Origin of the sequence: Pelosinus propionicus DSM 13327, assembly GCF_900114615.1 — a bacterium.
GTDB classification, from domain to species: domain Bacteria; phylum Bacillota; class Negativicutes; order DSM-13327; family DSM-13327; genus Pelosinus; species Pelosinus propionicus.
Genome location: NZ_FOTS01000068.1, coordinates 1 through 23705, shown reverse-complemented (window position 1 = coordinate 23705; position 23705 = coordinate 1). Strand labels below are relative to the sequence as shown.

Below are 23705 nucleotides of genomic sequence, written 5' to 3'. Positions count from 1 at the left end.
GTATCAATCGGACTGCCTCCGCCTATAGCGATCAGAAAATCACATTTCGTTTCTTTATACGTTTTAACCCCTTGATAAACCATTTGATCCGTAGGTTCACTATTAATTTCTGCAAACAATTCATATCCGATCTCTTGTTTATCTAATACGTTGACTAATTTTTGAATATTTCCAATGGTCACCATCATGTTGTCCGTAACGATAAACGCTTTATTTCCACATTTTTTTAAATAAGAACCAGATTTCTCTAATGCATCATTCCCAGAAATAATGGTTCTTGGAATTAAAAATACGTTCGACACAATCATCATCCTTTTCTTACATACAACTTCTTGTATGTATTGGTCATATTAATACTTATAATTAAGAACATATTTTATCTCTTTTTTAACTCTCTCCCTCGTCATATAGAATTCTGTTCCCTACAGCACACCGTCTCATTGTCTTATCGAAATCATCAAAGCTTTACTTCCTTACCGCATATATCACACCAGTACTTTTTCTTTTATTCAGTAATCAGCCTAACGTTATGGGCAGAAAAAAAATCACAATACTCTTTTGATGGTCGCTGGTCAGTAACCAAATAATCTAAATCTTCAAGTTTACAAAAAGTCTTCAAAGAAACAACTCCTACTTTGGAGGAGTCTAGCAATAAAATATTAGTTTCTCCTCGTTCGATTAAGTAACGTTTAATTTCATATTCTAATGGAAAAGCACTGGTAACTCCATTGGTAATCGAAACACCAGAAGAAGAAAAAAAGTTCTTGGAGATATTGTAATTTTGCAGAAAGTCTATGACAGCGGACCCAACAAAAGCATTAGATGGTCGATGAAGAATACCACCCGTAGAGATAATTTCTAATTGAGGGTACTGCAATGCCTCGTTAATAACGTTTAAGTTAGCTGTTATTATTGTCAAGTCCGAACGCTCTGATAAAAAAGGCATCAAATACATATTTTCTGTACCAGAATCAATATAAAGAACATCACCATTCACTACTAGGTTACTGGCTAAATTGGCAGCATTCTTTTGGTATTTTTTTTCCCTGAGTTCAAATGACCCTTGTGAGTTTTTTTCATTGAGCATGATACCACCGTAAATCTTCTTGATAGAACCATGCTTTTCTAATTCGTTAACGTCACGACGAATCGTCCCTTTTGATACCTGAAATAAATTGCATAATTGATCTAGGGGTACGATTTCCTGTTCCCATAAAATTTTTTTTATTTGATTTAACCGATTAAGCTTTCTCATTGCCCTCACCTGTAAATGAAAGTTCTCTTACTATTTCTTTCATCAAACATACGTGTTAATGAAATGTCTATGTTTTTAAAATAAGAGATTTTATTAAAATACTGATGCCACCCAAAATAAAAGTAACAATAACCAATTGATTTATCAGTTTTTCACCTATTCTTTTGTCAATTCTGCTGCCTACAAACACTCCCAATACTGCGGCTGGCACTGATATTGCAAATATTTGAAATACAATTGGTTGAAAGACTCCAGCTGCAGCGTAGACAATAAAACGAAATATATTCTCAACCAAAAAGACAAAGCATACGTTGCTGCGAAATTCATTTCGGTCTATGGTGATTCGTTCAAAATAAGTTAAAAACAACATATTAATACCAAACAAGCCTGCCATGAAACCTGAGGTAATTGACACAATTCTCTTTAGCATCATGTTGGGGGTAATCGTTTTACTTCGATTTCGGGTAATCATTTCTATGCCTAGTCCAATAATAAATGTACCAAGAAGCCCTTTTATGATCCAAGCTGATCCCATTTTCAAAAATAATGTTCCTGGAATTACTCCTAACATAATGAAGATTACAATTGGCATAGTTTTCTTTATAGAGAAAGCTTTTCGATTTTTCCATACAATCCAAGCATTAATGGGTGCATCTAGTAAAAGGTTAGCTGGAGTAATAACCTTATTATCTAGCCTCATCGCCAAAAGAGGATTGGATAAAAGAGGGTTTCCAAAGCCAACTAACCCCTTAATAATAAAGGCCATAAATTGTACAGTGAATATGAAAACAGCTAGTGTAATAGACATAATTTTAAAGATCTTCTCCTTATAACAAACCATCGATTCCACTGCAAAAACAATCTACGAATAAACTTCATGTGTTTTTCCACTTAAAATAGTAGTAATACTTCAAAAAACTTTTTGCAGTGGAATCACTATTAGAAATATTAACGAAGATGAATTATTGACTAGTAAGTTCTGTTAATTTAACAGTACGGCCTTCATCCAATGATTTTTGTGCGGCTTTGGCAATCAATACAGGCATTAGCCCATCTATTCCTGTAACAGAAGGTTCGGAATCATTTAAAACCGCAGCCGTAAATTCTTGTGCTTCCGCGATAAACGCTTGATTATAACGTTCGAGGAAAAACCATTTTGGCCGCTCGCTGTGAACCCCGTCCTTCGTACTAATCGTCGTCGTATCAATGAGATCATTATAATCTTGTACGCAGCCTTTGTCGCAATGCACCTCAACGCGCTGGTCGTAGCCATAACGAGCAGCCCGGCTGTTATCGATTACACCAATGGCACTATTTTCGAATTTAAGCAGAACAATTGCCGTATCAACATCGGAAAATTCTCGGATTCTTGCGTCAATTTTAATAGCACCGATTGCCGTGACCTCAGTCACCTCACTGCCAGAAAGATAACGCACCATATCAAAATCATGGATCATCATGTCGAGAAAAATACCGCCGGATGTACTTACGTACTCTATGGATTGCGGCTCAGGATCACGCGAAGTCACTTTTACGATGTGAGGGGTCCCCATTTGTCCTGAAGCTACAACATCTCTTACCTTTTTATGATTATGGTCAAATCGGCGTACAAAACCGACTTGCAGTTTAACATCTGCTTTCTCTACAGCTGCAAGCGCCTCGTTAATCTTAGCGACATTTGTATGAATTGGTTTTTCGCAGAAAATGTGTTTTTTTGCTGCTGCCGCTTGAATGATTAAGTCGGCATGACCTTCTGAAGAGGAGCAAATAAATACGGCTTCAATTGCTTGATCAGAAAAAATCTGTGCGGGATTATTATAAATCTTCTGTATTCCTAGCCCTTGAGCCCAAGTACGCATTTCATCATTTAAAAAAAGATCCGCTACTGCTTCAATTTTAGCGTTAGGTACAGAAAACGTTAAATTATTACCATGCAGCTTACCAATCCTACCCATACCGATTATTCCAATTTTCAATTGTTTTAGCATTTTGTTTTTCCTCCTAAAAAATATATTAATTACAAAAACTGTTTTGTTTTCTTCGCTGCCAAACGAAAGACATCGTCCGGATCCATTGCCCAATATTCTGGTCGGAAAAGTTCTACGGAAGCAATGCCATCATAACCCTTTTCATGAAGTTTTTGTGTAATTAACTTCAAAGGGATAACACCGTCACCGGGAAATAATCTGTGACAGTGATCTAACTCCGACAGTGGTAGGTCTTCACTATCATCAATGTGATAAACAAAGATCTTTTCAACTGGAACGAGATTAAGAGAGTCAATATTCTGCAGTTTATTATAAAGAAAGAGATTGAAAGCATCAAATGCTACACCGACATTCTTTCGATCTACTGCATTAATAATATCCATACATTGTTCTAAGCTACGAACACACCAACGTGAGTTTCCGATAGGCTCGAATGCTAATTTCATTCCATATGATACGGCAATATCGGATAAATTTCGTAGTACTTTAACACTGTCATCAACTATTTCCTTTTCTGTCTTTTGGATCATATCATCGCTCATTGTGGGTACGACAATGATATAAGGATTGCCGATTTTTTGCCCCATCTCACAGGCAAAGGTAAAGAGTGCAACAACTTCTTCCCATTGTTTCTTTGAACAAAAATTAATATCTTCAATAGAATTAAACGCATAAGGCTTGACATAACTTGTCTTAAAGAAACTTTGCAGTTCTTCTATGGAATGCTTTTTTAAGTAATCTTTTAGCATATCCAGCCTAATTTCAATATAACTGTAATGATACTTTTCACAAAGTATCAAGTCTTTTTCTAAGGTAGAATTTTCTTTACAAGTAGCTTCATTCATCCCAAGTTTCATAATTTTTTCACCTCCTAACTGTGTTAACACGGAAAGAAATTCTGTGACAAACCAATGTTACTCGATTACTTTTTTAAAATTACGAAAATAATGTTCTATTTGTTCTAAAGACCTCCCCTTTGTTTCTGGTACGTATTTATATACAAATACGATTGACAAAAATCCGCAGATTGAAAAACCAAAGAAAACCATAGATAAGCCAAAAGCACTTAATAAAATAGGAAATGTTAAACCTACAACAAAATTCATGATCCAGGAGCAAAAAACTGCGATTCCCATCCCTAGTCCTTTAAACCGCGCCGGGAAAATCTCTGCCATCATTAACCAAGTAAGTGGACCTATGCACCCTTGAAAAAATGCCATAAATGTCACCATTAATAGCAAAATAATCCACGGAAAAAATGAATATTCTGACAACGTCATGGATAAAATCCCTATTAGACACTGCACTAAGCTTGTCGTTATTAATCCAACAAGAAATATGGAGCGCCGACTGACACGACCAAGTAACCATATTCCAATCAATACTGCCGTTACTGATATAACCCCATTGGCCGTATTGGCAATCAATGCTGCCTGCATCGTAAATCCAGATTCACGTAAAATTTGTGTTCCATAATAATTAATTGAGTTCACTCCTGTAATTTGCTGCACAATTCCAATCCCGATTCCAATCAGAACAATACGAAAAACCCAGGGTTCCATAAGATCCTTATATGTGACTTTTGAAAGATGGCTCTGCTCTTTAATATTGTCTTGAATTTCATTTAATTCGGCAATCGCTGTTTCTTTTTCCCTCACTTGAACTAAAACATTTAAAGCCTCAGAAATCTTTCCTTTAACTACCAGCCAACGTGGACTTTCTGGCATACGAAGCATACCAAAGAACAAAAATATCGCAGGAATAGCAGCGATACCTAACATATACCGCCACACATGTCCTGTATGGCCCAATAAGACACCAAAAATAGCATTAAACAAAAAAGCAAGAAATTGCCCCGTTACGATCATCAATTCATTGCGTGTAACCAATCGCCCTCGCCCGTCTCGTGGAGAAAGTTCTGCAAGGTAAGTGGGAACCGTAACAGACGCTCCTCCTACTGCCAAACCAAGCAAGAAGCGAAACAATATCATCACATGCGCCGTAGGAGATAAAGTACATCCCATTGTTGCACCAAAGAACAATATAGCTAATCCGATAAGAGCTTTTCGTCGACCAAAACGATCGGATAAATGACCTCCTACAACAGAGCCAAAAGCCGCACCTAATAGTAACGAGCTTGTAACAGCCCCTTCAAGAGCAGGCGTCAAATTTAACTGATCAGCAGCAGACATAAAAGGCAAGGCCCCATTGATAACTCCTGTGTCAAGACCAAATAGCAATCCACCTAACGTAGAAATCAATGAAATAGAAGTTAATTTGCTACATAATGGCTTTTCATTGGTATTCAAATGTACACACCTCTTTTTATTCTCATAGTAATTCTTATTTATATAAATCACTTCTCAAATAAATTTTTCAAAAAAATCAAGGCTTTTTCTGACGCAGTCAATCCATCCGGCTCTGGTAGGCATTCTACTGATATATACCCTTCATAATCGATTTCTTTTAAAGTTTTCAGAATTTTCCAAAAATCAAATTGCCCACTTCCGGGATAACGCCGAGAATTATCGGCAAAATGCATATACCCCAGCTTTCCTTTACATCTTTGAATTGCAGCTACTGGATCACATTCATCGATTCCCATATGAAAGGTATCCAAATGCACATAGCAATTTTCTATTTTATAGTGTTCTAAAAACGTCATCGTTTCTTCAGCTGTTGTGAATACATTAACCTCATAGCGGTTAATGACTTCAAGATTTAATTTTACATTGCGCTCTGCTCCATAATCAGCAAGTTCTCTCAAATGCTTTGCCAATCTATCCAGGTATTTGTCACGTTTACCGCCGGGGGGAATATTCCCTTTGACCCAGCCAACCACAAGATCAGCATGAAGTTTTTGTGCCATATCAATATACTGTTTCATGCCCTCCATCGCAGCTTTGGTAATATAAGGAGCATCGTCAATCAAATTACAGCGACCTTCCGTGTTCAATCGACCTGTAATAATCATGCAAATTTTTGTACCGCACTCCTTTATGGTTTGTTCAATTGCAGAATAATTTAAATCTGCCGTTTCTCTAGTATGTACTTCAATCGCGTCATAGCCTAAACGAGCCGCTTCTCGCAGATTGCTGCAGATATCACCCTGTAGTAAAATTGGCGCAGTTCTTGGTGCTTCATCTGCAGAGGATACTGCAAGTTTCCACTGTTTCATCCTTATCGCCCTTCTTTTAACGCTCATTTTATAGATCAAGTTTAACTATTCCTGTCTCCCAAGATTATCACAGTTTTTCCAATTCCTTTATAAATCCAAGGTAACTTTTGCTGCTTCAACTTGATGAAAGCCTATCTCAATTTGCTCAAGAGTTTTTCCTTTGGTTTCAATCGCCTTATATTTAATAAAAAGAAATGCAACTATACCTATAAAGGCAAATATAACAAATAATAGATGGCCAAACCGCTCTAATAAGACAGGGAAAGTTAATGCTATTAGTAAATTTGACCCCCAATTTACTACACTACATACTCCCATACCTAACCCTCGCACACTGAGAGGGAATATTTCACCTAACATAACCCATGTGACAGGTCCCCAGCTTATTCCAAAAAAGAAGATATAACTACAAAAAAGAACTATGGTAGTATAAGCAGAACTTGTTGTTTGACCAAAAAACTCACTTGCAATCCAGATCAGGAATAAACTAATAGACATTCCCACATTGCCAATCAACAACAACTTTTTGCGTCCCATCTGGTCAATCTTCCACATTGCCAGAATTGTAGCCAAAAGAATGGCAACGCCAATTCCAATCGTTCCTAAAATCGCTGCATAACGACCTAGTCCAGCATTAACAAAAACGGTTGGTGCATAATAAAGCACGGTATTACAACCTATAAACTGTTGGAAAAGGGCTAAGCCAACTCCTAATGTAAGCGCTGGACGTACCCACTTCGAGGTTAACTCTTTCCACCCACTATTTTCTCCAGCACAGGTTTGTTTAATTTCCTCTAATTCGCCTTGTATATCGCTTCCTTCTCGTAATAAGCTAAGAACATAAGCGGCTTCTTTCTCTCGGCGGTTTTTCACTAACCATCGAGGACTTTCCGGTAAAAAAAACATTCCTATTAATAAAATGGCAGATGGAATAAATGCAAGACCAAGCATCCAGCGCCAACCATCAGCACTTTGTGCAAAAGCAAAGTTTACAATATACGCACATAAAATACCGAGGATGATCATGAACTGATTCAGACTAGATAAAGCACCGCGATTTTCACATGGAGCTAATTCGGACAAGTAAACCGGAACCAATGCTGAAGCCCCACCAACCGCCAATCCTAATACTATTCTATATATGACTAGCTCTTCCATATTCCTAGACATGCCTGACCCAAGAGCTCCGATACAAAAAATAACTGCTGCAATCATAATTGTCTTACGGCGCCCATATTGGTCTGACAGCGCACCGCTGGCAGCTGCACCAATCATAGCTCCGACTAAAATAGAACTAACAACAATACCTTCTGCCCAAGAGTTCAAATTCAAATCTGACTTAATAAATAAAATAGCCCCAGAAATAACTCCGGTGTCGTAACCAAATAACAAACCGCCTAATGCACCGAAGATATAAATGACATAACTATTAATTTTAAACTTCATTTCGTTCCTCCATTGTAGTAGCATGATTTAAGTGAAATAATATAAATTTTTCCTGTGTTTCTCCAAAACGTTAAGTTCACCTTTATGAGTAAATTAAGATTAGGCGGAAAGAGTGATGCATCGCACCCTCCCTTTCCAATTTTGCACTTAGATTTTATATTTGTAGAAAACTTAATAAAGCAAGATATCTTAGTCCTTAAAGGTCAGCATAACTTTGCGTGCAATATCTTTATGGTGACAGGCAAGATCCATAGCCTTATCCAGATCAAAGAAATCATAATGATGAGAATTCAACGCGGCAAAATCATATTTATCTTTGATACGCGACATAAAGCGAATCGTTTTAGGGAACCACTTATTCGTACCGCCGGAACCAGAAAGTCGGAGAGTTTTCCAGATGGTTTTGCCGATTTCTACGGGAACTTTACGCCCGATAGAATGCCCTACAACACCAACGCGGGCAGAATGACCAGCAATATCAAACAGTGAGGCAATACCGATGTCATTACCGGAACACTCAATGACTATGGAAGGTCCGCGCCCATTGGTTAATTCCTTTAGTTTTTCTTCTACATTGCAAGCAGTTGGGTCTACCACATGATTTGCACCATAATTTAAGATATTCTGGCGTCTTTTTTCTAAGGGGTCAATAGCGATCACGTTGGCACCAGAAGCCGCACAAACCATTGCAGCACACATACCGATTGGTCCTGCGCCAATGATGGCAACATCGTCAGAAGCATCGGGATTGCAATCATTGCCCCATACACCCCAATAGCCCACATTAAAAGTTTCCACCCATGCTCCTAATTCATAACCCCAATCATCAGGGATTACATGAGTATATTGTTCTTCTAAGATCATATATTCGCCCCAACCACCGGGGGAATCCGGACGAAAGCCAAGCTCTCGCATATTCAGGCAGGCAGACGGCATTTTACCATCCTTGCAATTTGCGCAATTATTACAAGGCAGTACGCAGTCACCAACAACTTTATTGCCTACCTTTACTGAAGTTACAGCGCTGCCGATTTCTACAGCCTGTCCTGCCCACTCATGACCAGGCACATAGGGTGCTATATCATAACGTCCTTCGGCGGATTCCCCCTCATAGCATTCAACATCGGAACCACATATACCGCAGGCTTTTAGTTTAATCAACACCTGATAAGGCTGCAATGGCGGCAATGCCAAATCCTCAAATCTTAAATCTTTAGGACCATACATAAAAGCAGCCTTACATACTGTTGGACGATTTTTCATTCTTCCTCTCTCCTTCTCATTCTTAATTTATAGAATATTGCTATTTGGCAAGCCTAACTACTAAATAGAAAAGCTAAGTATCAATACGTCAACGTATAAATATGACGGCCGCCGTTAGTCGGCCCTTTAATAACAGCTTCAATATCTTCACGATTCCGTTGAGTCACTTTTTCAATAGGAGGCAGTTGACCTGCTGGGTATTTTTCCAAAATATCATTAACCAACTTTTCCAAATAATCCAATGTTCTTTCTACACCTTTACGTGCTTTTTCGGCATTGGCATGGGTAGGATCACCAATTACCCCTTCTGGTGTACAGATACACTCCATACCGACTGAACCGAAAGCGTTATACCACTTGATCGGACCTACACCACGCTCGGCAGAATTATTGATATGTCCCGGCGGCAGCATCGGAGCAGGTTTGGTCGCAACAGCATATTCCTGCTTACAAAATTCAGGGAACAATGCCAAGGACCATGATTGTTCCACCTCATCAGCGTGAATGAACGGAGTATCGTAAGGGCCGCCGTTTTCTTTAATATCAAGTTGTTCTTTAGCACAATTCCAAAAGTGAACATATAAAACAACACCGGGAACCTGAAACTTTTTGCCGAATTTGTGAATTGCCAATGGAATTACATAATCCTGTCCATGCCCATTAACGACAATCATCTTTCGAAAGCCAGTATTCCAAAATCCTGCAAATACATAGCATAGATAATCTGCCAACGTTTCTTCGGGTATCATGATGGTACCAGGCATACCGAGATGATGGTACGGGTGGGAACCATACCAAATTGGCTGAGCTACCGTGCAGCCAGTTGCTTTTGCCACTTGTTCGCAAAGACGAGTATCAAGATATGTATCTTCTCCATAGGGAGAATTGGGTCCATGATTTTCCGTAGAACCGACTGGAATTAAAATAACGTCGTTCTTTTTTAGCCTTTCCGCAACCTCTCTGTTCGTCATGTTCTGATAGTAGATTCCGTTATCGGCTTCCATATTACCGCCTTTTGCGGGAATTTGCCATTTTGACATTGTTACATTCCTCCTAAATTATAGTAGTTCAACTTTGTTTTTCATATGCTGTTGAAACCAGAACTTTTCCAGCTGTAATTTTCATTCCTTCTTTAATGTCCTCAAGCTGATAACGCCCTGTAACCATTTTACGCATATCAATGCGACCTGCTGCCATTAAAGCAATGACATCCGGATAAATGCCTTGACCGGATTGTCCGTTAGAACCACTAATGGTAGCTGCATTCCATTGCCAGTTAAAAATATCAACTGGCGTAAGACCAATGGTATGCCCAATTTGAATCGTTTTACCACCAATGGCGATTGCCTTCCCCATCACCGGATAAGTAAATTTTGTTGCACCTGCACATTCAGCAAACAGTGAAATCCCAACTCCATTGGTGATCTCCATTAGCATTTGCGCCTGCTCATCCGCCGAATTAAAATCTAGCGGATTATAGACCGCATCGGCACCACATTGCTTAGCGAGTTCTACTCTTTCAGGAATGCTTTCAAAACAGATCAATTTTGCCGCACCTGCTGTTTTCATCAGTGAAATTGCAGCAAGCCCAATTGGACCTGCACCAAACACTACAACATGGCCGCCTGGACGGATGCCGCCACCGCGTACAAATAATCCATTATAGGCAACACCTGTTGGTTCGATCAGCGCCCCCAACTCTAACGCCGTCATTTTATCTCCATAGTAATTAACAATATCATTGAGCGGATAACAATATTTTGATCTTACAGCGGCATACTCAGCAAAGCCACCATCATAAGTAAGTCCCGGCTCTTCTAAATCTTTGCACTGATTGAACATCCCACGGCGGCAAGCATCACATTCACCACACCAATGCATAGATTCCACACTGACTAGATCACCAACTTTTAGTTTTTTGACATTTTTACCAATTTCGATGATTTCTCCAGAAAATTCATGTCCTGTGATAATCGGGTACTTAGAATGACCATCGTATTTAGAATAACCATCTTCATCTTGACGCAGAAGATGTGCATCTGTACCACAGATACCCGCTGCTCCAACTTTAATTAATACTTGATCATCATCATATTTGGGCATGGGACGATCAACTACAGACCCTTTAATATTTTTCCAAATGGAATTGCCCCTCAGTGCTCGTTTAGTGCTCAGCTCACGTTCGGATAACTGGTATCCATCTTTAGGAGCCCAGTCTGCTTCAACGTAAAATGCTCTCATTTTTGTCCCCCTTCTCTTGTCGGATCTACACTTTAATCATAGAATTATTCGGTATTTCTTTCTATACAATTCTTGTTTTTCTTATAATTCCTATAATTCAGTTTTGTTTATAATATAGTAAAATTTTCTGTTAATTTGTTGCTGCAATTTTTACAACTTTTATACAATCTTGCTATTTATATTTTTATACTGTAATTGGTTGGTGCAATCTGTTAACTCAAGGCAAATAGTAAAAAAGGTTATTTCGTTTATACTATTCTTGTTTTTATAGCTCTCATCATACAAGTTTATCTGAAATATACTGTGAAATTCAGCGGTTTTGTTTCTACAGTTTCTACACAATCTTGCGGTTTGTATTTCATACTAAAAATTTTGCAGTCACAATTCATTGCTAAAAGTCAAGCAGCAAAAAAATTTTCATTCTATCAATTCTTGCTTTTATATAATTGTTGTAACTTTTATAATTGGGGTTTACTTGAAATTATACTAATTTCTCAGCTGCTTTTGTTTCTATATAGTCTTGTGATTTCTGCTTTTATGCTGTAAAATGTGTAGTCCAAAACAGTTATTCAAATTAAGCAGCAAGGAAGTTCTTTAGCTAAACGCTCCAAGAAAACCATCTGTAAATATACAAAATAAAGCTAGGTTCCGCAGAACCTAGCTTTATTTTGTATATTTCACAGGACGCCTTTCTTCCAAAGACTTATTGACAGCCATTAAAACTTTATATCTTAGCCTTTCCTATGCAGTTTATCTCTGTAATTCCATTACTATTTAAGCAATCTGGATCTATTTTGATTTTGGAACGACTCTTCTTGATTTTAATATTAAAATATAACTTCCAATCAAAAATTATCCTTTTTCCTTGGTATATGAATTGCGGTATTTGCTGGGAGGCATGCCCACATATTTTGTAAAGAGAAGATTAAAGTGATTTGGATTATCATAACCAACGATATTGGCAATCTGTGTAACAGAGTATTGTGTGGTAATCAGCAGGCTCTGTGCTTCACCAATTCGGCGGCGCATGGTATATCTCATAGGAGAATAGCCAATTGTGTCTTTAAATACATGTGCCAAATAATACGGATTAATATGCATTGCTTCACTGATGGAATGCAGTGTAAGAGCTTCATCGTAATGGGTGTCAATATATTGCTTGATACGGATGCCCAGCAGTTCATAGGTGCTTTTCTTATTATCAGAATCGGCCATTTCAGTTTTATGGACGATTTGCAGTAACAGAGCGACTAAAGAAACAGCAAGAAAAGAGCAAGCTTCTTCCATTTTTTCCATATCCGATGCCAGTAAAAAGTAAATCATACCCATTAAATTTTCCATTGTTTCAAACAATTCATTACTATGAAGAACGGGACAAGCTGTTTTATGAATCAGACAGTTCTTATCAAATCCTATAATCTCTACATTCGTCAATGTACAGCAATAGGTATTCAAATTTTTGCTTTGTGTTGGGTCTTCATCATGCAGAACATTACAATTACAAATGATGATATCGCCTTTTTGAATGGAGTAACGCTTTTCATCCACAATGTATACGCCGCTGCCACTGCGTACTAACAGAATTTCCAGCATATCTTCATGTTTATGCAAGATACGTGGATACATGCTGTAGCTAGCATCTATCTTGCTGGCCGAAAATAAACGAGGCAAGCTCCCTTTTGAGAAATAGGAAGTGTAATTCGTTTTCATAAAACATTGTATCATCGTAGCACCTTCCAACACTTTAAGATTCCTATAAATTTATTTTAGCTTTATATACAATAAAAATATAGTTTTTTATAATCTTAAAGTATTAAAAAGTTTTCCATTCTGCAAAAATCAGAATCGGCCATCGGTTATTAATATCCAGCACTTTCTCCTACAACGACTACCGTAATATCTGTCACCATCGGTTTTTTTCTCATTACCGAATATACTCTGCAAATTCTAGTTTTAGCCTGGCAGTTCATACAGGAACCTGTTCTCGTACAAGGATTTGGCATATCTAGCCTTTTATTATTCATGGGTGCAGCAATACTTTCTAATCTTTCAAAAGCAGCTTTTTCATCCCTGCATATTTTATCTGTACTAACGACTATCATTACTTTCTTAGGCCCAAAAGTCATTGCACTTACCCGATTTCCCATTCCGTCTATATTGACCAGTAAACCATCTAATGTAATCGCATTACTGCTGCATAAGAATAAGTCACTAAGCAATTCTTCTCTAGCAGTAGCAATCTTTTCTTCCATAGTCAGCCCTGCTGCACCATGATCAATCACTTTTCCGCCAGCGTCCTTTACCTGTTCTTGAATTGCCATGCTGTTGATTGTCATTGATCCGCCAAATCCCACTGTAGTTCCCGGCTTTACATACCCCATAATAAAAGCTGCTGCCTCTTTTTTCGTTGCAAAATAGATGGCGTCAAATTCATTTTTTATTAAAGCATCCACCGCTTTTTTCCCTATTGTTTCGTTATGCCAATTTTTTATTGCCAACTTTGATTCCCCCTAAAATAGTTTTGGTGAGCCATTTAATGTCTTCTTTAAGTATACTCTCACATTTATAATAATAGATACCAAAACTAAAACCAGCAAGTAGGCACTTAATTGTTATATAGTATCCATTTTTATACTAAACTTTCTTTTAGGTCAGCATACACCAATTGAATGCACTGCATTGTTATAAAGAAAACGAAAAAGACTTTACGAAAACCTCGTAAAGCCTTTTTCTAGAAAACTGCAATTATTTATTTGCCTTAAAAATCCTATGTTATTCCTGAAATTCAGCTATCATTTCAAAGATTTACTCGTATTGTCCATGATGACTTTAATAATGATTTGACCTTTATACGTACCTGGTTCAATTTTGGTTTCCTGCCCATCGATTGTCATAATCAGAGAAGAACCTGTTGGAGCCTTTACCATTGCTCCATCTTCAATCGTTAAATTGCCCAGGTAGGAATCATGATTTACGATCCATACAGAATTTTTGTCAAAGCTGGCGGAATTTTTCCAGTTGGCTTTTGCTTTGTAATAATTACCGTTAAAGCTGGATGTATCACCAGCAATATCAGTATATGAGAGGCCCTCAACTTCCCATAGTCCGTTATAACCGTCGGCAAAGGAGCCGGTAAAAGTCGAATTAGTAAAGTGGGATGTGAGTGAGGAACTTCTATCGGAACTTCGACCTTCGACAGCACGGACTATATCGCCTTCATTCCAAATGATGCCGTTTGCATTTGATTGATTGAATTTGAGTACGGGAGCAGAGCCCGCTTCTGACGCCACAAGGTAGTTATAGTTTTCATTGTTGGTGTTCTTAAACGTGCTGTTATTCAATTCTAGATTCACTCCGGCGGATTCAAACTCAAATACCGAGCTTGTCAAACCACCAAAAGAACTGCCCACCGTGAGGTAAGGAATATGGGAAAAGTCAGTGTCCCCGGAATATTGACCAGCAGAGTAATTGTAGAAGGTGTTATCCAAGACACTGTTTCTAAGCAGGGTGTTTTCCGTATAGGACTTACCTGCCGTCTTGCTGAGGGCAGTAAGAAGTATTTTTACTTTGTCTTTGGATATCCCATAATTTTTGCAGAGCTGACCAATCGTCATTGTGGGATCGCTCATCATATAGTGACTAAGAGCTGTACCACCACTGGCTGTTCTCCATGCTTCTACAGCTTTATATGCATTTTCGCCTGTTACATAGCCCGAGATGTCCTTATCGGCAATGAAAGAGACATTATTAAATACAGAGGTGGAATTAGGTGTGATGCCGCCCCGATTTCTAAATGCCATCTGACCTGTTGCCAAGCTGTCATCCATACGCAAAGTACCGCCGGAGGCCGCTACCAGTCCAGCATCCATTTTAGAGATAAAGGAGGAGTCTTTGGTTGTGACAACACCGCCGCCGATGACATAAATGCCGGCTGAGCGGTTGCCGTAAACTGTCGAGTGGAAGTTCTTAGCATCTACAACACCGTTGCCGAAATCATTTGCCAAAGCTGAACCCTGTCCCACGGCATAGCTTCCCGGCATACCAGTGGTGGCTTTAACATCTTCCAGATAAGCGTAACCGCCGTATACAACATCAGCTACATGATTATTCCAGCCTTCAAGGTTAAAGTCCGTGTGATACACATAGACTTTGGACGTATCAGACTTAGCGTCCCCAGTACCGGCATTGCTTCCAGCCCCGCCTGCAAGAACACCATTGGCACCATCGCCATTAGCATAGATGGTGCTTCGCTCACCATTCATGTTGCCAACCGTAACAACGCCGCCATTCGTTGCGTAAAGTACAGCGTTCATGCCCCACTCCATGACCACTTCCATATTATAAGCGTTAAGACCTGATTCATAGGACATTTTAGCCCAGTTTCCTGTGGAAGTAGAAGAAGCGTGTAAATTATCAACCTTTATGGTGCCATAGTCGTCTGCCCATAACGCACTGCGTTCCTGGTTCACTTCAGCACCCACTTTATCTCCGCTTTTCGCGGTGTTGGCTTCTAGCTTCTGATAAACTTGGTCATCATCACTTCCTTTTGCTTTCACAATGGCGTTAGCAAAGGAAAGGTAGGCAGGATTTAAGGATGTGCGGGCACTAAGACCGTTGAGGTTACCATTGTTACTGGCAATCGTAACCGTACCATAGGTGTATGAAATGCGATATGGTGAATAATAGATCACATCGATATCGCCGTCATTATCCGTGTCTTTATACTCTACGTATTGGTAATAAAGATTTGGATTTGCGTTCTGCAGGGCGGTTGCTGTATTGTTTGGTCCATACAGTTCTGCCCCTGTGGAGACGTCATATGCCACGACGTCTTTATCTAGTGTAACCTTATTGCCGTTGACGTAGTATCCTTCTGTAAAGTTGAGAAGATTTTTCACCCCGCTATAGGAGCTGCTGCTTGCAATTGCTTGATTCAATTTACTGGCATCTTCTTTTGTCAGAACCCGGAAGGTTTTGTTGAGGCTGTCACTGCTGACTATATTTTGAAATGGATCAGCAATGACAATCTTTTGTTCAGCGACTGTATAATCATCACCACTAAAAGTAATCGCAGCTGCACCATTTTCCTGATTCTCTCTCATAGTAAAAGTACCACTGGCGATAGCAATAATATCATTTATTGTTATTTGATTCTCTTTGTCGACCGTCCCAATATTGAGATACGTTCCGCCAGCAATTGCCGCTTTTTTTTCGTTTTCTATCGCAACAGAAACCACTTCCGTGCTATTTGTTACAACGTCTTTGCCGCCTGCTGACTTCTGCGTCGTACCAGCAGGGAGGTAAAGCACAGCGTTACCACTGCTCATGAAGGCTCCATCTTTTATCTCCACTTTTGAGTTGGCAAAAGAAAAAATGGTTGCCGTATTCAGATCATAAAAAGCCCATTCCTCGACTTTTTCAACCGTATCTGGCACATAGACTGCTGCAATTTCATTGTGGTGACCGAATGCCTGAGATGCGATCGCTGTAACCTTGGCGCCACCAAGTACACTTGGCACGATAATCCTATGATTGCTCTTGCCAGCGTAAGAAGTAATCGTACTGGTTGTAGTATCACCTGAGGTAACCATCTTAAATGTCCAATCCCCCTCAGTGGCTGAGACTGAAGAAGTCGTTGACGCGGGCATTCCTCCACCAGGTGGTAATCCTGGCGGTGGTTCTGGCAGCCCTTCAGCCAGAGCATGTATGGATAATCCTGCTGTAAATAGGAAAAAGAATAGACATAAGGTAAGACAAATATATCGTTTTTTCAAGTGAAACACCATCCTTTCATTCTACCTTAGGCAGAAATCGTATTTTTTCGCACAAACAATGTCAATATCAAACCGATAACAGACAAAATCAGAAAAACTATGAAATTCTGCTGAGTTCCGAATGCTATCGACTGAGCGATACCATCTGCCGTCACACTGGAAAACGATTGGGAATATTTCACACTGTTTATTGTTAAAAGACTTGAGGCAAGCGCAGTTCCCACAGCACCGGCCACTTGCTGCAATGTACCCATAATGGCAGCTCCATCTGCATAATATTGCCGGGGCAGCTGATTAAGACTATTAGTTTGCGCCGGCATTGCCAGCATAGAAGCGCCAAACATGAAAACAGTATAGATAATGGTTAATTCGAAAAGGGTAATCGATACAAATGAAAAAAGAAGCAGGGTAATACTAAGCAGCAAAAACCCAATAAAAAGTAAAAGCCTAGGACCATGTTTATCGTAAAACTTGCCGGCAACCGGCGACATGATTCCATTGACAATCGCGCCAGGCAGCATTGCCAAGGCGGCAGCGATGCTGGCATATCCCAATGACTTTTGTATATACAGTGGCAGCACAAAGCCTGCGGCTAATACAGTCATCATACTGATCATAACAATACATGCACCTATGGTAAACATGGAATTGGAAAACACACGCACCTGAATCAACGGTTTAGCCAATCGTAGCTGCCTGTACGCAAATGCTGCCAAACTAAGCCCTCCCATTATAATATAGCTAAGCACAGCAGGACTGCTCCATCCTAAATCGGATATACTCACTCCATAGACAATCCCTACAAAAGCAATAGTGGACAAAAGAACAGACAGATAATCAATCGATTTTTTTTCCTTCGAATGAATGTCAGGAATGTATTTACTGCCCAATATAAACGAAACTACAAGTATCGGCAGCATACTGATAAAAATCCAGTGCCAGTTTATCCATTCAATAACAAACCCTCCAAAAGTAGGACCTAATGCGGGTGCAAAACTAGTGACAAGTCCAACGATTCCCATACATTTTCCCCGCCTAGCAACCGGAATTTTTTCTAAGATGATGTTCATCATTAATGGAAATGAAATACTGGTTCCTATTGCCTGAACAATTCTTCCGAGAAATAGCATTTCAAAATTCAACGTAAATGCACAAAGAAGTGTTCCAAACGTAAAAATGGTTACTGCTGCCTGGAATAATGTCTTTGTCCGAAAATGCCTCACAAATAGTGGAGAAAGTGGCAATAAGATGGATAACGCTAACAGATATCCTGTTGTAAGCCATTGAATTACAGAAGCTGATATGCCAAATTCATTCATTAACAACGCATAGGCAATATTTAAAGCTGTTTCTGAGAGAATGCCAATAAAGGTAACAATCGCAATGGATACAACGGCGATCATTATATTACGATCAGACAAGTGAGCTTGGGCTGGGATCTCAATATCTTTACTTTTACAATTCATCATTTTTTCTAGATACCTCTTTCATAGACTGATAGATGAATTCTACAGTCTCTATCATTGACAGATATTTTCCTTGCTCCATTTCAGAAAAATATTCCGCCAGCTTTGCATGATAATCTAGAACATACTTTTGAACACATTCTTTGCCAAGGGTCGTAGGTTCCACCAGTACAATTCTTTTATCATCATCATCTATTGTTTTTCTGACCATTTCTATCTCAACCAGCTCGTTTATCAGTTTTGTAATGCTGGGCTTAGTAATCTGCATAGCCGTACTCACATCGGTGACCCGAACGCTCCCGTTTTGATGGTACTTTTTATAAATCACATCCAGTACACGAATATGACTGGGTTTCATATCCTTAGGTAATTCCGGCATACATTCTAGTGCTTTTTTGGCAAGCCACAACGTTTCTAATATGGGAATGACCATTTCATCCTTAGCCACAGTATCCCTCTTTTCTAATACTCACATAATTACTATTAGTAATTATTATACATAACTAAATATGTTTTATCAACTATTTATTACGAGATTCTATTTTTCTCAGATGTAAAAATTGCAGTTTGTATATTATAAAAAATAAGTAACCTCCTATCTAGTAACAGATAGAAAGTTACCTACTTTACATCTGGACAATTACGTTTTGTATTTCTCCCCCCATTGGCACATCGATTCCATTAGAGGATAAAGTGATTGCCCTTTTTCCGATAAGTTATATTCAACTTTGGGAGGGATTTGCGGATACTCTCTGCGTATAATTAAGCCATCATTTTCTAATTCTTTAAGTTGTACACTTAAGGTTTTATGTGAGATTGTACCAATCAATCGTTGCAGCTCATTATATCGTATTGGCTGTGCTTCGACCAGCCAGTACAAAATGACCATTTTCCACTTGCCGCTGATAATTGACAACGTATAGCCAAATGGTGTATCTTGCAGTCTGTTGATTGGTTTTTCTTCTCTCATACTCATAGTATCACTTACCTTTTCACCAGTATGCGGCACAAAAGTGCATACTTAAATCTATTTCCTTTTCATTGTAAGATATAGATATATCAATGTAAAGGAGCAGAAAATATGAACAAGTGCAAAATTGAAGTTATTAAAACTACATTTGATGAGGACTTAGTAAGAGCGTATGGATGCAAAGGGCTAGGGAAATCTCCAATGCATAAAGTTGGTGATATCTATTATGGTGATTACGCTAAACCTAAAGATTTATGCGACGAAGCATGGAAAGCGATGTATCAATATGTATTTGCTCTAGCACATGGAAGTGACATCTTTTATTATGGTGATTGGATCGACAAACCAGGAATGGCAATATGCAGCTGTAATGATGGTTTAAGACCAGTGATTTTCAAAATTACAGCCACCGACCAAGTGTCAAGAATAGATGATCTGTAAAAGCGGGTATAGCTTGCACAAAATTCGATGTTATAACTTCCAAAAATTATTAATGCCGAGTTTAAAACGCCCTTTCTTCTTGTAGAAATTCGTGATCTTACAAGCAAGACCTCGGATTGATGCACAAATCCGAGGTTCTTCGATTATATTCTGATATTTAGTTCCGTCTGATAAATATGATTAAGAGGCCAACAGGTATTGATAACGTTTTTTTATTCTGCCTACTTCGACTGAGGAGCAACTGTCTTCTTTTGAATGAACAGTGCTATGATACCACCGCATAAGCACAAAAATGCTATCGTATGAAAAACATCCTGAAAGGACAAAATTGTCGCTTGCTTAGCCACCATCTTACTTAAGATTGCTTTTAACATACTATATTGCTGTGGTAATAGTCCTTGTCCCGTTAACCATCCATGAGCGGCCTCAGATAGCATCGTACTATCCATTCCTTGATTTCCCCACAACCCACTTAATAATTTAAATAACTCCTGGGAGGAATGAGTCGCCGCATTTAGATATTCTTTTAAAATCGCAGTATGGTATATTTCCCGGCGAGTCAACAGCGTCTCGGCGAAGACCACACCAATACTGCCGCCAATAATCTTTGCAAGGTTGAAGATCCCGGAACCTACCCCAATTTTATCTCTCGGAAGCGACCCAATGGCACAGTTACTTAATGGTGACATCGTAAAACCAAGTCCCATACCAAACAGCGTAAGCCTATAAAAGAAGTCATGTGCTGCATAATCCGGATTGATTGTCTCTAATGAATATAATGCACCTGAAATCATTATTATTCCCACAAAAGCCGGAAGACGAGAACCAAAGCGATCAGCCAGCCGCCCCCCAATTGGAGCAAAAACAACCATCGTTGCCGTCATTGGAAGCATTACTAAACCTGCTGTAGTAGAACTATAATCTAAAATGGATTTCAAAAAAAACGGCATTAAAAACATACCACCATAAAATGCCACAAAGGAAATAAAGCCCACTACATTGGCAATAGTAAAATTAATATTACGGAATAAGTCAACCTCAATCATGGGATTTGTGACTTTTAGTTCAAATGCAACAAATAAAACAAAAGAAGCAAAACTCAAGTAAAACAACAGCACGATATAAAGAGAATCCCATCCTTCTTTTTGCCCCTGATTTAGAGCAATCAGCAGCGAGCTGATACTTGCAATTAAAAGAGCGGCACCAAGATAATCAATCTTCGTTGCGGAGTTTTGCTTCGATTTGGGTATAACTGCAAAGGCATAGCCGATACTAATGATACAGAAAGGTATCACCGAAAAAAATATAGATCGCCAGTCAAAGTTTTCAATTAAATATCCACCAATTGTCGGTCCCATCGCACTCCCTGCAGCAGCCATTGCACTCCATATCCCCAATGCAGCTCCCCGCTCATGAGCATCGAAGGTTGCTGCAACAATCGCCATGGCATTTGGCAGCAGCATTCCCGCTCCAACTCCCTGTACAATACGAAAAAAGAGCATACTAACTGAATTCGCAGCAACTCCACAAGAGAAAGAAGCAATCGTAAATATAATCAGTCCAATAATATAGACTTTTTTTGCCCCAAACTGATCTCCTAACTTACCAGTTAAAGGAAGTGTAGAACCATAAGGCAGCATATATGCTAATGAAACCCATACAACAGAATCCATGTTGAAATTCAGCGCCGCCATTATGTTCGGCAGCGCAATGTTCACACAGCTACTCACATAAGCACTCAATATGGTTCCTAAGCAAACTGCACATAGAATAGCATATTTCTTAAACATCGAGCAACTACCTTCCTTTTTGAAAAAACAATAACGCATCTGTATAAAGAAGACCTAATTTTGCATTAAGAGCTTAACCATATAAGAGCACTTTTGTTTACTTTGTACTAATACTTACTATCGCAGACATCCCTGGTTTAAGAATATAATCGGATTCATCAGCTTGTATTTTAATAGGCAGCCGCTGTGTAACTTTTGTGAAATTGCTGGAACTATTCTCTGTTGACAATAAGGAAAATTGAGATCCAGTCGCTGGACCAACCTCTATTACATGACCGATAAACTTCTTTCCAGGAAAAGCGTCTATCGTAAATTCGACTGGCTGATCAACTTTGATTCGACCAATATACGTTTCTTCTATGTTAGCATTAATCCATACATCTGCAAGATTCGTTATACTGAAAAGTTGTTGTCCAGCAGAAATAACTTCACCATCTTCTACAGATTTTAACGCCACTACTCCCGAGACAGGTGCTTTTACCGTTGCATTTGCCAATTGAAGTTCAAGATTGTTTAACGCCGCCTGTGCTTGGCGAACTTGAGCCTGCGCTACTTGAATATCTTCTGGTCGTGAGCCTTCGGCAGACAAGCTGTACTGTTCTTTTGCAGCAGCATATTGTGCCTGGGCAACGTCAGAAGCTGTTTTAGCAGTTTCAAGCTGCTGAATTGATATAGCTCCCTGATGATATAGAGCCTCCGCACGTTCATAGTTTTTTTGTACATTATTCAAATTTGCCACGGCTTGACTAGCAGCAGCATTCGCTGCTGCAACTTCTTGGTGCCGATTACCTGCAATTACGGCTGCCAATTTAGCTTTTGTCATCTCTAAATTCGCTTTGGCTTGCTCAACCTGCGCTTCAAATTCTTCCTTCTCTAATGTTGCTATGACCTGTCCAGTTTGGATACTATCTCCTTCTTTGACTAAAACTTTTTCCACTCTGCCAGATACTTTCGCGCTCACTGCAACAATAGTTCCCTTTACCCTGGCATCATCTGTGGAAACAATCCGCCCAGAGCGAATCCACCACCATACTCCGCCGATAACTAAAATCCCTACAAGCAGGCTTATGATTATTATCATACTACGATTACTTAACTTCGAATTTGCTTGACTCATCAAACTTTCACCTCATTAAACTATCTAAATCAATATTTATTATAGTGCTATATCTAATATGCAAGTATCTATTAGCAGTATTATTGTCCAAGCAAATCCGTACGCAAAAGTTTCATCCTTCGCTCCACCTCGTCGATTCGCTCCTGCAACATGATTTCTAATGCAGGTATACGAGCAATGCCCCCATCGGTAATAGTAAAGATTCGTTTACCGCGAGTCATAGGACTATCCCATTCGCCGACGATATACCCTCTTTCTTCCATCTTACGAAGGAGCGGATACAGGGCATTTGTATTAGGTGTATAACAATCTTGAGTACGCCGCTTGATCTCCGACGCTAACTTATTTCCGTAAGCAGGTTCTTGTTGAAGTATTTTCAGGATATATAAGCCAATAATAAGATTCATTAGCGTCTCATAATTATTCTTTTTCTTTGGCATTGTAAACCTCCTCGTATAATAAGTTTTGTAAGCAACAATCCGCCGTTGTTTACAAAACTTATTTTATTTTTTCAACACGTAAAGGAACCCCTTGATGCTAAAATATTTGTAAGAGAATTTAGCAAAGGTAACGTCTTATCCTCCTTGCGAAACCTTTTGGTTATTGCTTATAAAGCTTGACGCCTGCCTTATTCATCAAATACCGCTAACACAGATGTTGCGTCTCTGGGCGAAAGGTATCCAGCAAAATGACTTTCACAGATGAATGCTTATTATGCGAGGCTGCGGTCAGTGAATAAGATCAGGGTATTCCTTTTCTATCTTTCTTATTCTCAG

The 23705-nt window shown here is 39.1% G+C and carries 22 protein-coding genes; 2 read left to right on the top strand and 20 right to left on the bottom strand.

Going from position 1 to position 23705, the window contains the following annotated elements:
* The 14 genes from BMZ99_RS23385 to BMZ99_RS23320 all read right to left on the bottom strand — a co-directional run.
* Window positions 1-311, bottom strand: a 311-nt coding sequence (locus BMZ99_RS23385; protein ID WP_245755135.1) for an iron-containing alcohol dehydrogenase, incomplete at its 3' end; no start/stop codon positions are given.
* Window positions 312-505: 194 nt separating this feature from the next.
* Complete coding sequence (locus BMZ99_RS23380) at window positions 506-1255, bottom strand: DeoR/GlpR family DNA-binding transcription regulator (protein WP_090943665.1); 750 nt, start codon at window positions 1253-1255, stop codon at window positions 506-508.
* Between the two features lie 67 nt (window positions 1256-1322).
* Window positions 1323-2063: a sulfite exporter TauE/SafE family protein gene (locus tag BMZ99_RS23375; protein WP_245755134.1), complete on the bottom strand. Its 741-nt coding sequence runs from the start codon at window positions 2061-2063 to the stop codon at window positions 1323-1325.
* Between the two features lie 154 nt (window positions 2064-2217).
* Window positions 2218-3243 carry an inositol 2-dehydrogenase gene (gene iolG, locus BMZ99_RS23370; protein ID WP_090943662.1) on the bottom strand — a complete coding sequence of 342 codons (1026 nt, stop codon included), beginning with the start codon at window positions 3241-3243 and terminating at the stop codon, window positions 2218-2220.
* 29 nt (window positions 3244-3272) lie between these two features.
* The gene (locus BMZ99_RS23365) at window positions 3273-4100 is read right to left on the bottom strand and encodes a sugar phosphate isomerase/epimerase family protein (RefSeq protein ID WP_090943660.1); all 828 of its coding nucleotides are present in this window, start codon (window positions 4098-4100) and stop codon (window positions 3273-3275) included.
* 57 nt (window positions 4101-4157) lie between these two features.
* Entirely contained in the window at window positions 4158-5552 is a 1395-nt protein-coding gene (locus BMZ99_RS23360; protein ID WP_175490681.1) for a sugar porter family MFS transporter, read from the bottom strand.
* A gap of 47 nt (window positions 5553-5599) precedes the next feature.
* Window positions 5600-6421, bottom strand: coding sequence for a sugar phosphate isomerase/epimerase family protein (locus BMZ99_RS23355; RefSeq protein WP_090943658.1), 822 nt, complete (start codon window positions 6419-6421; stop codon window positions 5600-5602).
* Between the two features lie 87 nt (window positions 6422-6508).
* Complete coding sequence (locus BMZ99_RS23350) at window positions 6509-7867, bottom strand: sugar porter family MFS transporter (protein ID WP_090943655.1); 1359 nt, start codon at window positions 7865-7867, stop codon at window positions 6509-6511.
* Window positions 7868-8056: 189 nt separating this feature from the next.
* Window positions 8057-9130, bottom strand: coding sequence for a zinc-dependent alcohol dehydrogenase (locus tag BMZ99_RS23345; RefSeq protein WP_090943652.1), 1074 nt, complete (start codon window positions 9128-9130; stop codon window positions 8057-8059).
* Between the two features lie 80 nt (window positions 9131-9210).
* Window positions 9211-10170, bottom strand: a complete 960-nt coding sequence (gene iolN / locus BMZ99_RS23340; protein WP_090943649.1) for a 3-dehydro-scyllo-inosose hydrolase — start codon at window positions 10168-10170, stop codon at window positions 9211-9213.
* A gap of 28 nt (window positions 10171-10198) precedes the next feature.
* Window positions 10199-11371 carry a scyllo-inosose 3-dehydrogenase gene (iolM, locus tag BMZ99_RS23335; RefSeq protein ID WP_090943646.1) on the bottom strand — a complete coding sequence of 391 codons (1173 nt, stop codon included), beginning with the start codon at window positions 11369-11371 and terminating at the stop codon, window positions 10199-10201.
* 852 nt (window positions 11372-12223) lie between these two features.
* Window positions 12224-13096 (bottom strand): AraC family transcriptional regulator, encoded by an 873-nt coding sequence (locus tag BMZ99_RS23330; RefSeq protein ID WP_245755133.1) that lies wholly within the window; start codon window positions 13094-13096, stop codon window positions 12224-12226.
* A 134-nt stretch (window positions 13097-13230) separates the two neighbouring features.
* Entirely contained in the window at window positions 13231-13869 is a 639-nt protein-coding gene (locus BMZ99_RS23325) for a lactate utilization protein (RefSeq protein ID WP_090943641.1), read from the bottom strand.
* A 294-nt stretch (window positions 13870-14163) separates the two neighbouring features.
* Entirely contained in the window at window positions 14164-16962 is a 2799-nt protein-coding gene (locus BMZ99_RS23320) for a hypothetical protein (protein WP_139214835.1), read from the bottom strand.
* A 22-nt stretch (window positions 16963-16984) separates the two neighbouring features.
* Between BMZ99_RS23320 and BMZ99_RS26595 the strand changes: the two genes are divergently transcribed.
* Window positions 16985-17149 carry a hypothetical protein gene (locus tag BMZ99_RS26595; RefSeq protein ID WP_175490680.1) on the top strand — a complete coding sequence of 55 codons (165 nt, stop codon included), beginning with the start codon at window positions 16985-16987 and terminating at the stop codon, window positions 17147-17149.
* Between the two features lie 22 nt (window positions 17150-17171).
* Here BMZ99_RS26595 and BMZ99_RS23315 read toward each other — a convergent pair whose 3' ends face one another.
* The 3 genes from BMZ99_RS23315 to BMZ99_RS23305 form a co-directional block, all read right to left on the bottom strand.
* On the bottom strand, window positions 17172-18614 hold the full coding sequence (locus BMZ99_RS23315; RefSeq protein WP_245755132.1) for a DHA2 family efflux MFS transporter permease subunit: 1443 nt from the start codon (window positions 18612-18614) through the stop codon (window positions 17172-17174).
* Window positions 18601-19059 (bottom strand): MarR family winged helix-turn-helix transcriptional regulator, encoded by a 459-nt coding sequence (locus BMZ99_RS23310; protein ID WP_090943635.1) that lies wholly within the window; start codon window positions 19057-19059, stop codon window positions 18601-18603. The genes BMZ99_RS23315 and BMZ99_RS23310 overlap by 14 nt, the downstream gene beginning before the upstream one ends.
* A gap of 192 nt (window positions 19060-19251) precedes the next feature.
* On the bottom strand, window positions 19252-19581 hold the full coding sequence (locus BMZ99_RS23305; protein WP_217645141.1) for a winged helix-turn-helix transcriptional regulator: 330 nt from the start codon (window positions 19579-19581) through the stop codon (window positions 19252-19254).
* 111 nt (window positions 19582-19692) lie between these two features.
* Between BMZ99_RS23305 and BMZ99_RS23300 the strand changes: the two genes are divergently transcribed.
* Window positions 19693-20022 carry a TIGR04076 family protein gene (locus tag BMZ99_RS23300; protein ID WP_090943630.1) on the top strand — a complete coding sequence of 110 codons (330 nt, stop codon included), beginning with the start codon at window positions 19693-19695 and terminating at the stop codon, window positions 20020-20022.
* A 221-nt stretch (window positions 20023-20243) separates the two neighbouring features.
* On the opposite strand, the gene BMZ99_RS23295 is transcribed toward BMZ99_RS23300, so the two are convergent.
* The 3 genes from BMZ99_RS23295 to BMZ99_RS23285 form a co-directional block, all read right to left on the bottom strand.
* Window positions 20244-21812 carry a DHA2 family efflux MFS transporter permease subunit gene (locus BMZ99_RS23295; protein WP_245755131.1) on the bottom strand — a complete coding sequence of 523 codons (1569 nt, stop codon included), beginning with the start codon at window positions 21810-21812 and terminating at the stop codon, window positions 20244-20246.
* A 97-nt stretch (window positions 21813-21909) separates the two neighbouring features.
* Window positions 21910-22893, bottom strand: a complete 984-nt coding sequence (locus BMZ99_RS23290) for an HlyD family secretion protein (RefSeq protein ID WP_245755130.1) — start codon at window positions 22891-22893, stop codon at window positions 21910-21912.
* A gap of 116 nt (window positions 22894-23009) precedes the next feature.
* On the bottom strand, window positions 23010-23369 hold the full coding sequence (locus BMZ99_RS23285; protein WP_090943621.1) for a PadR family transcriptional regulator: 360 nt from the start codon (window positions 23367-23369) through the stop codon (window positions 23010-23012).
* Between the last annotated feature and the right edge of the window lie 336 nt (window positions 23370-23705).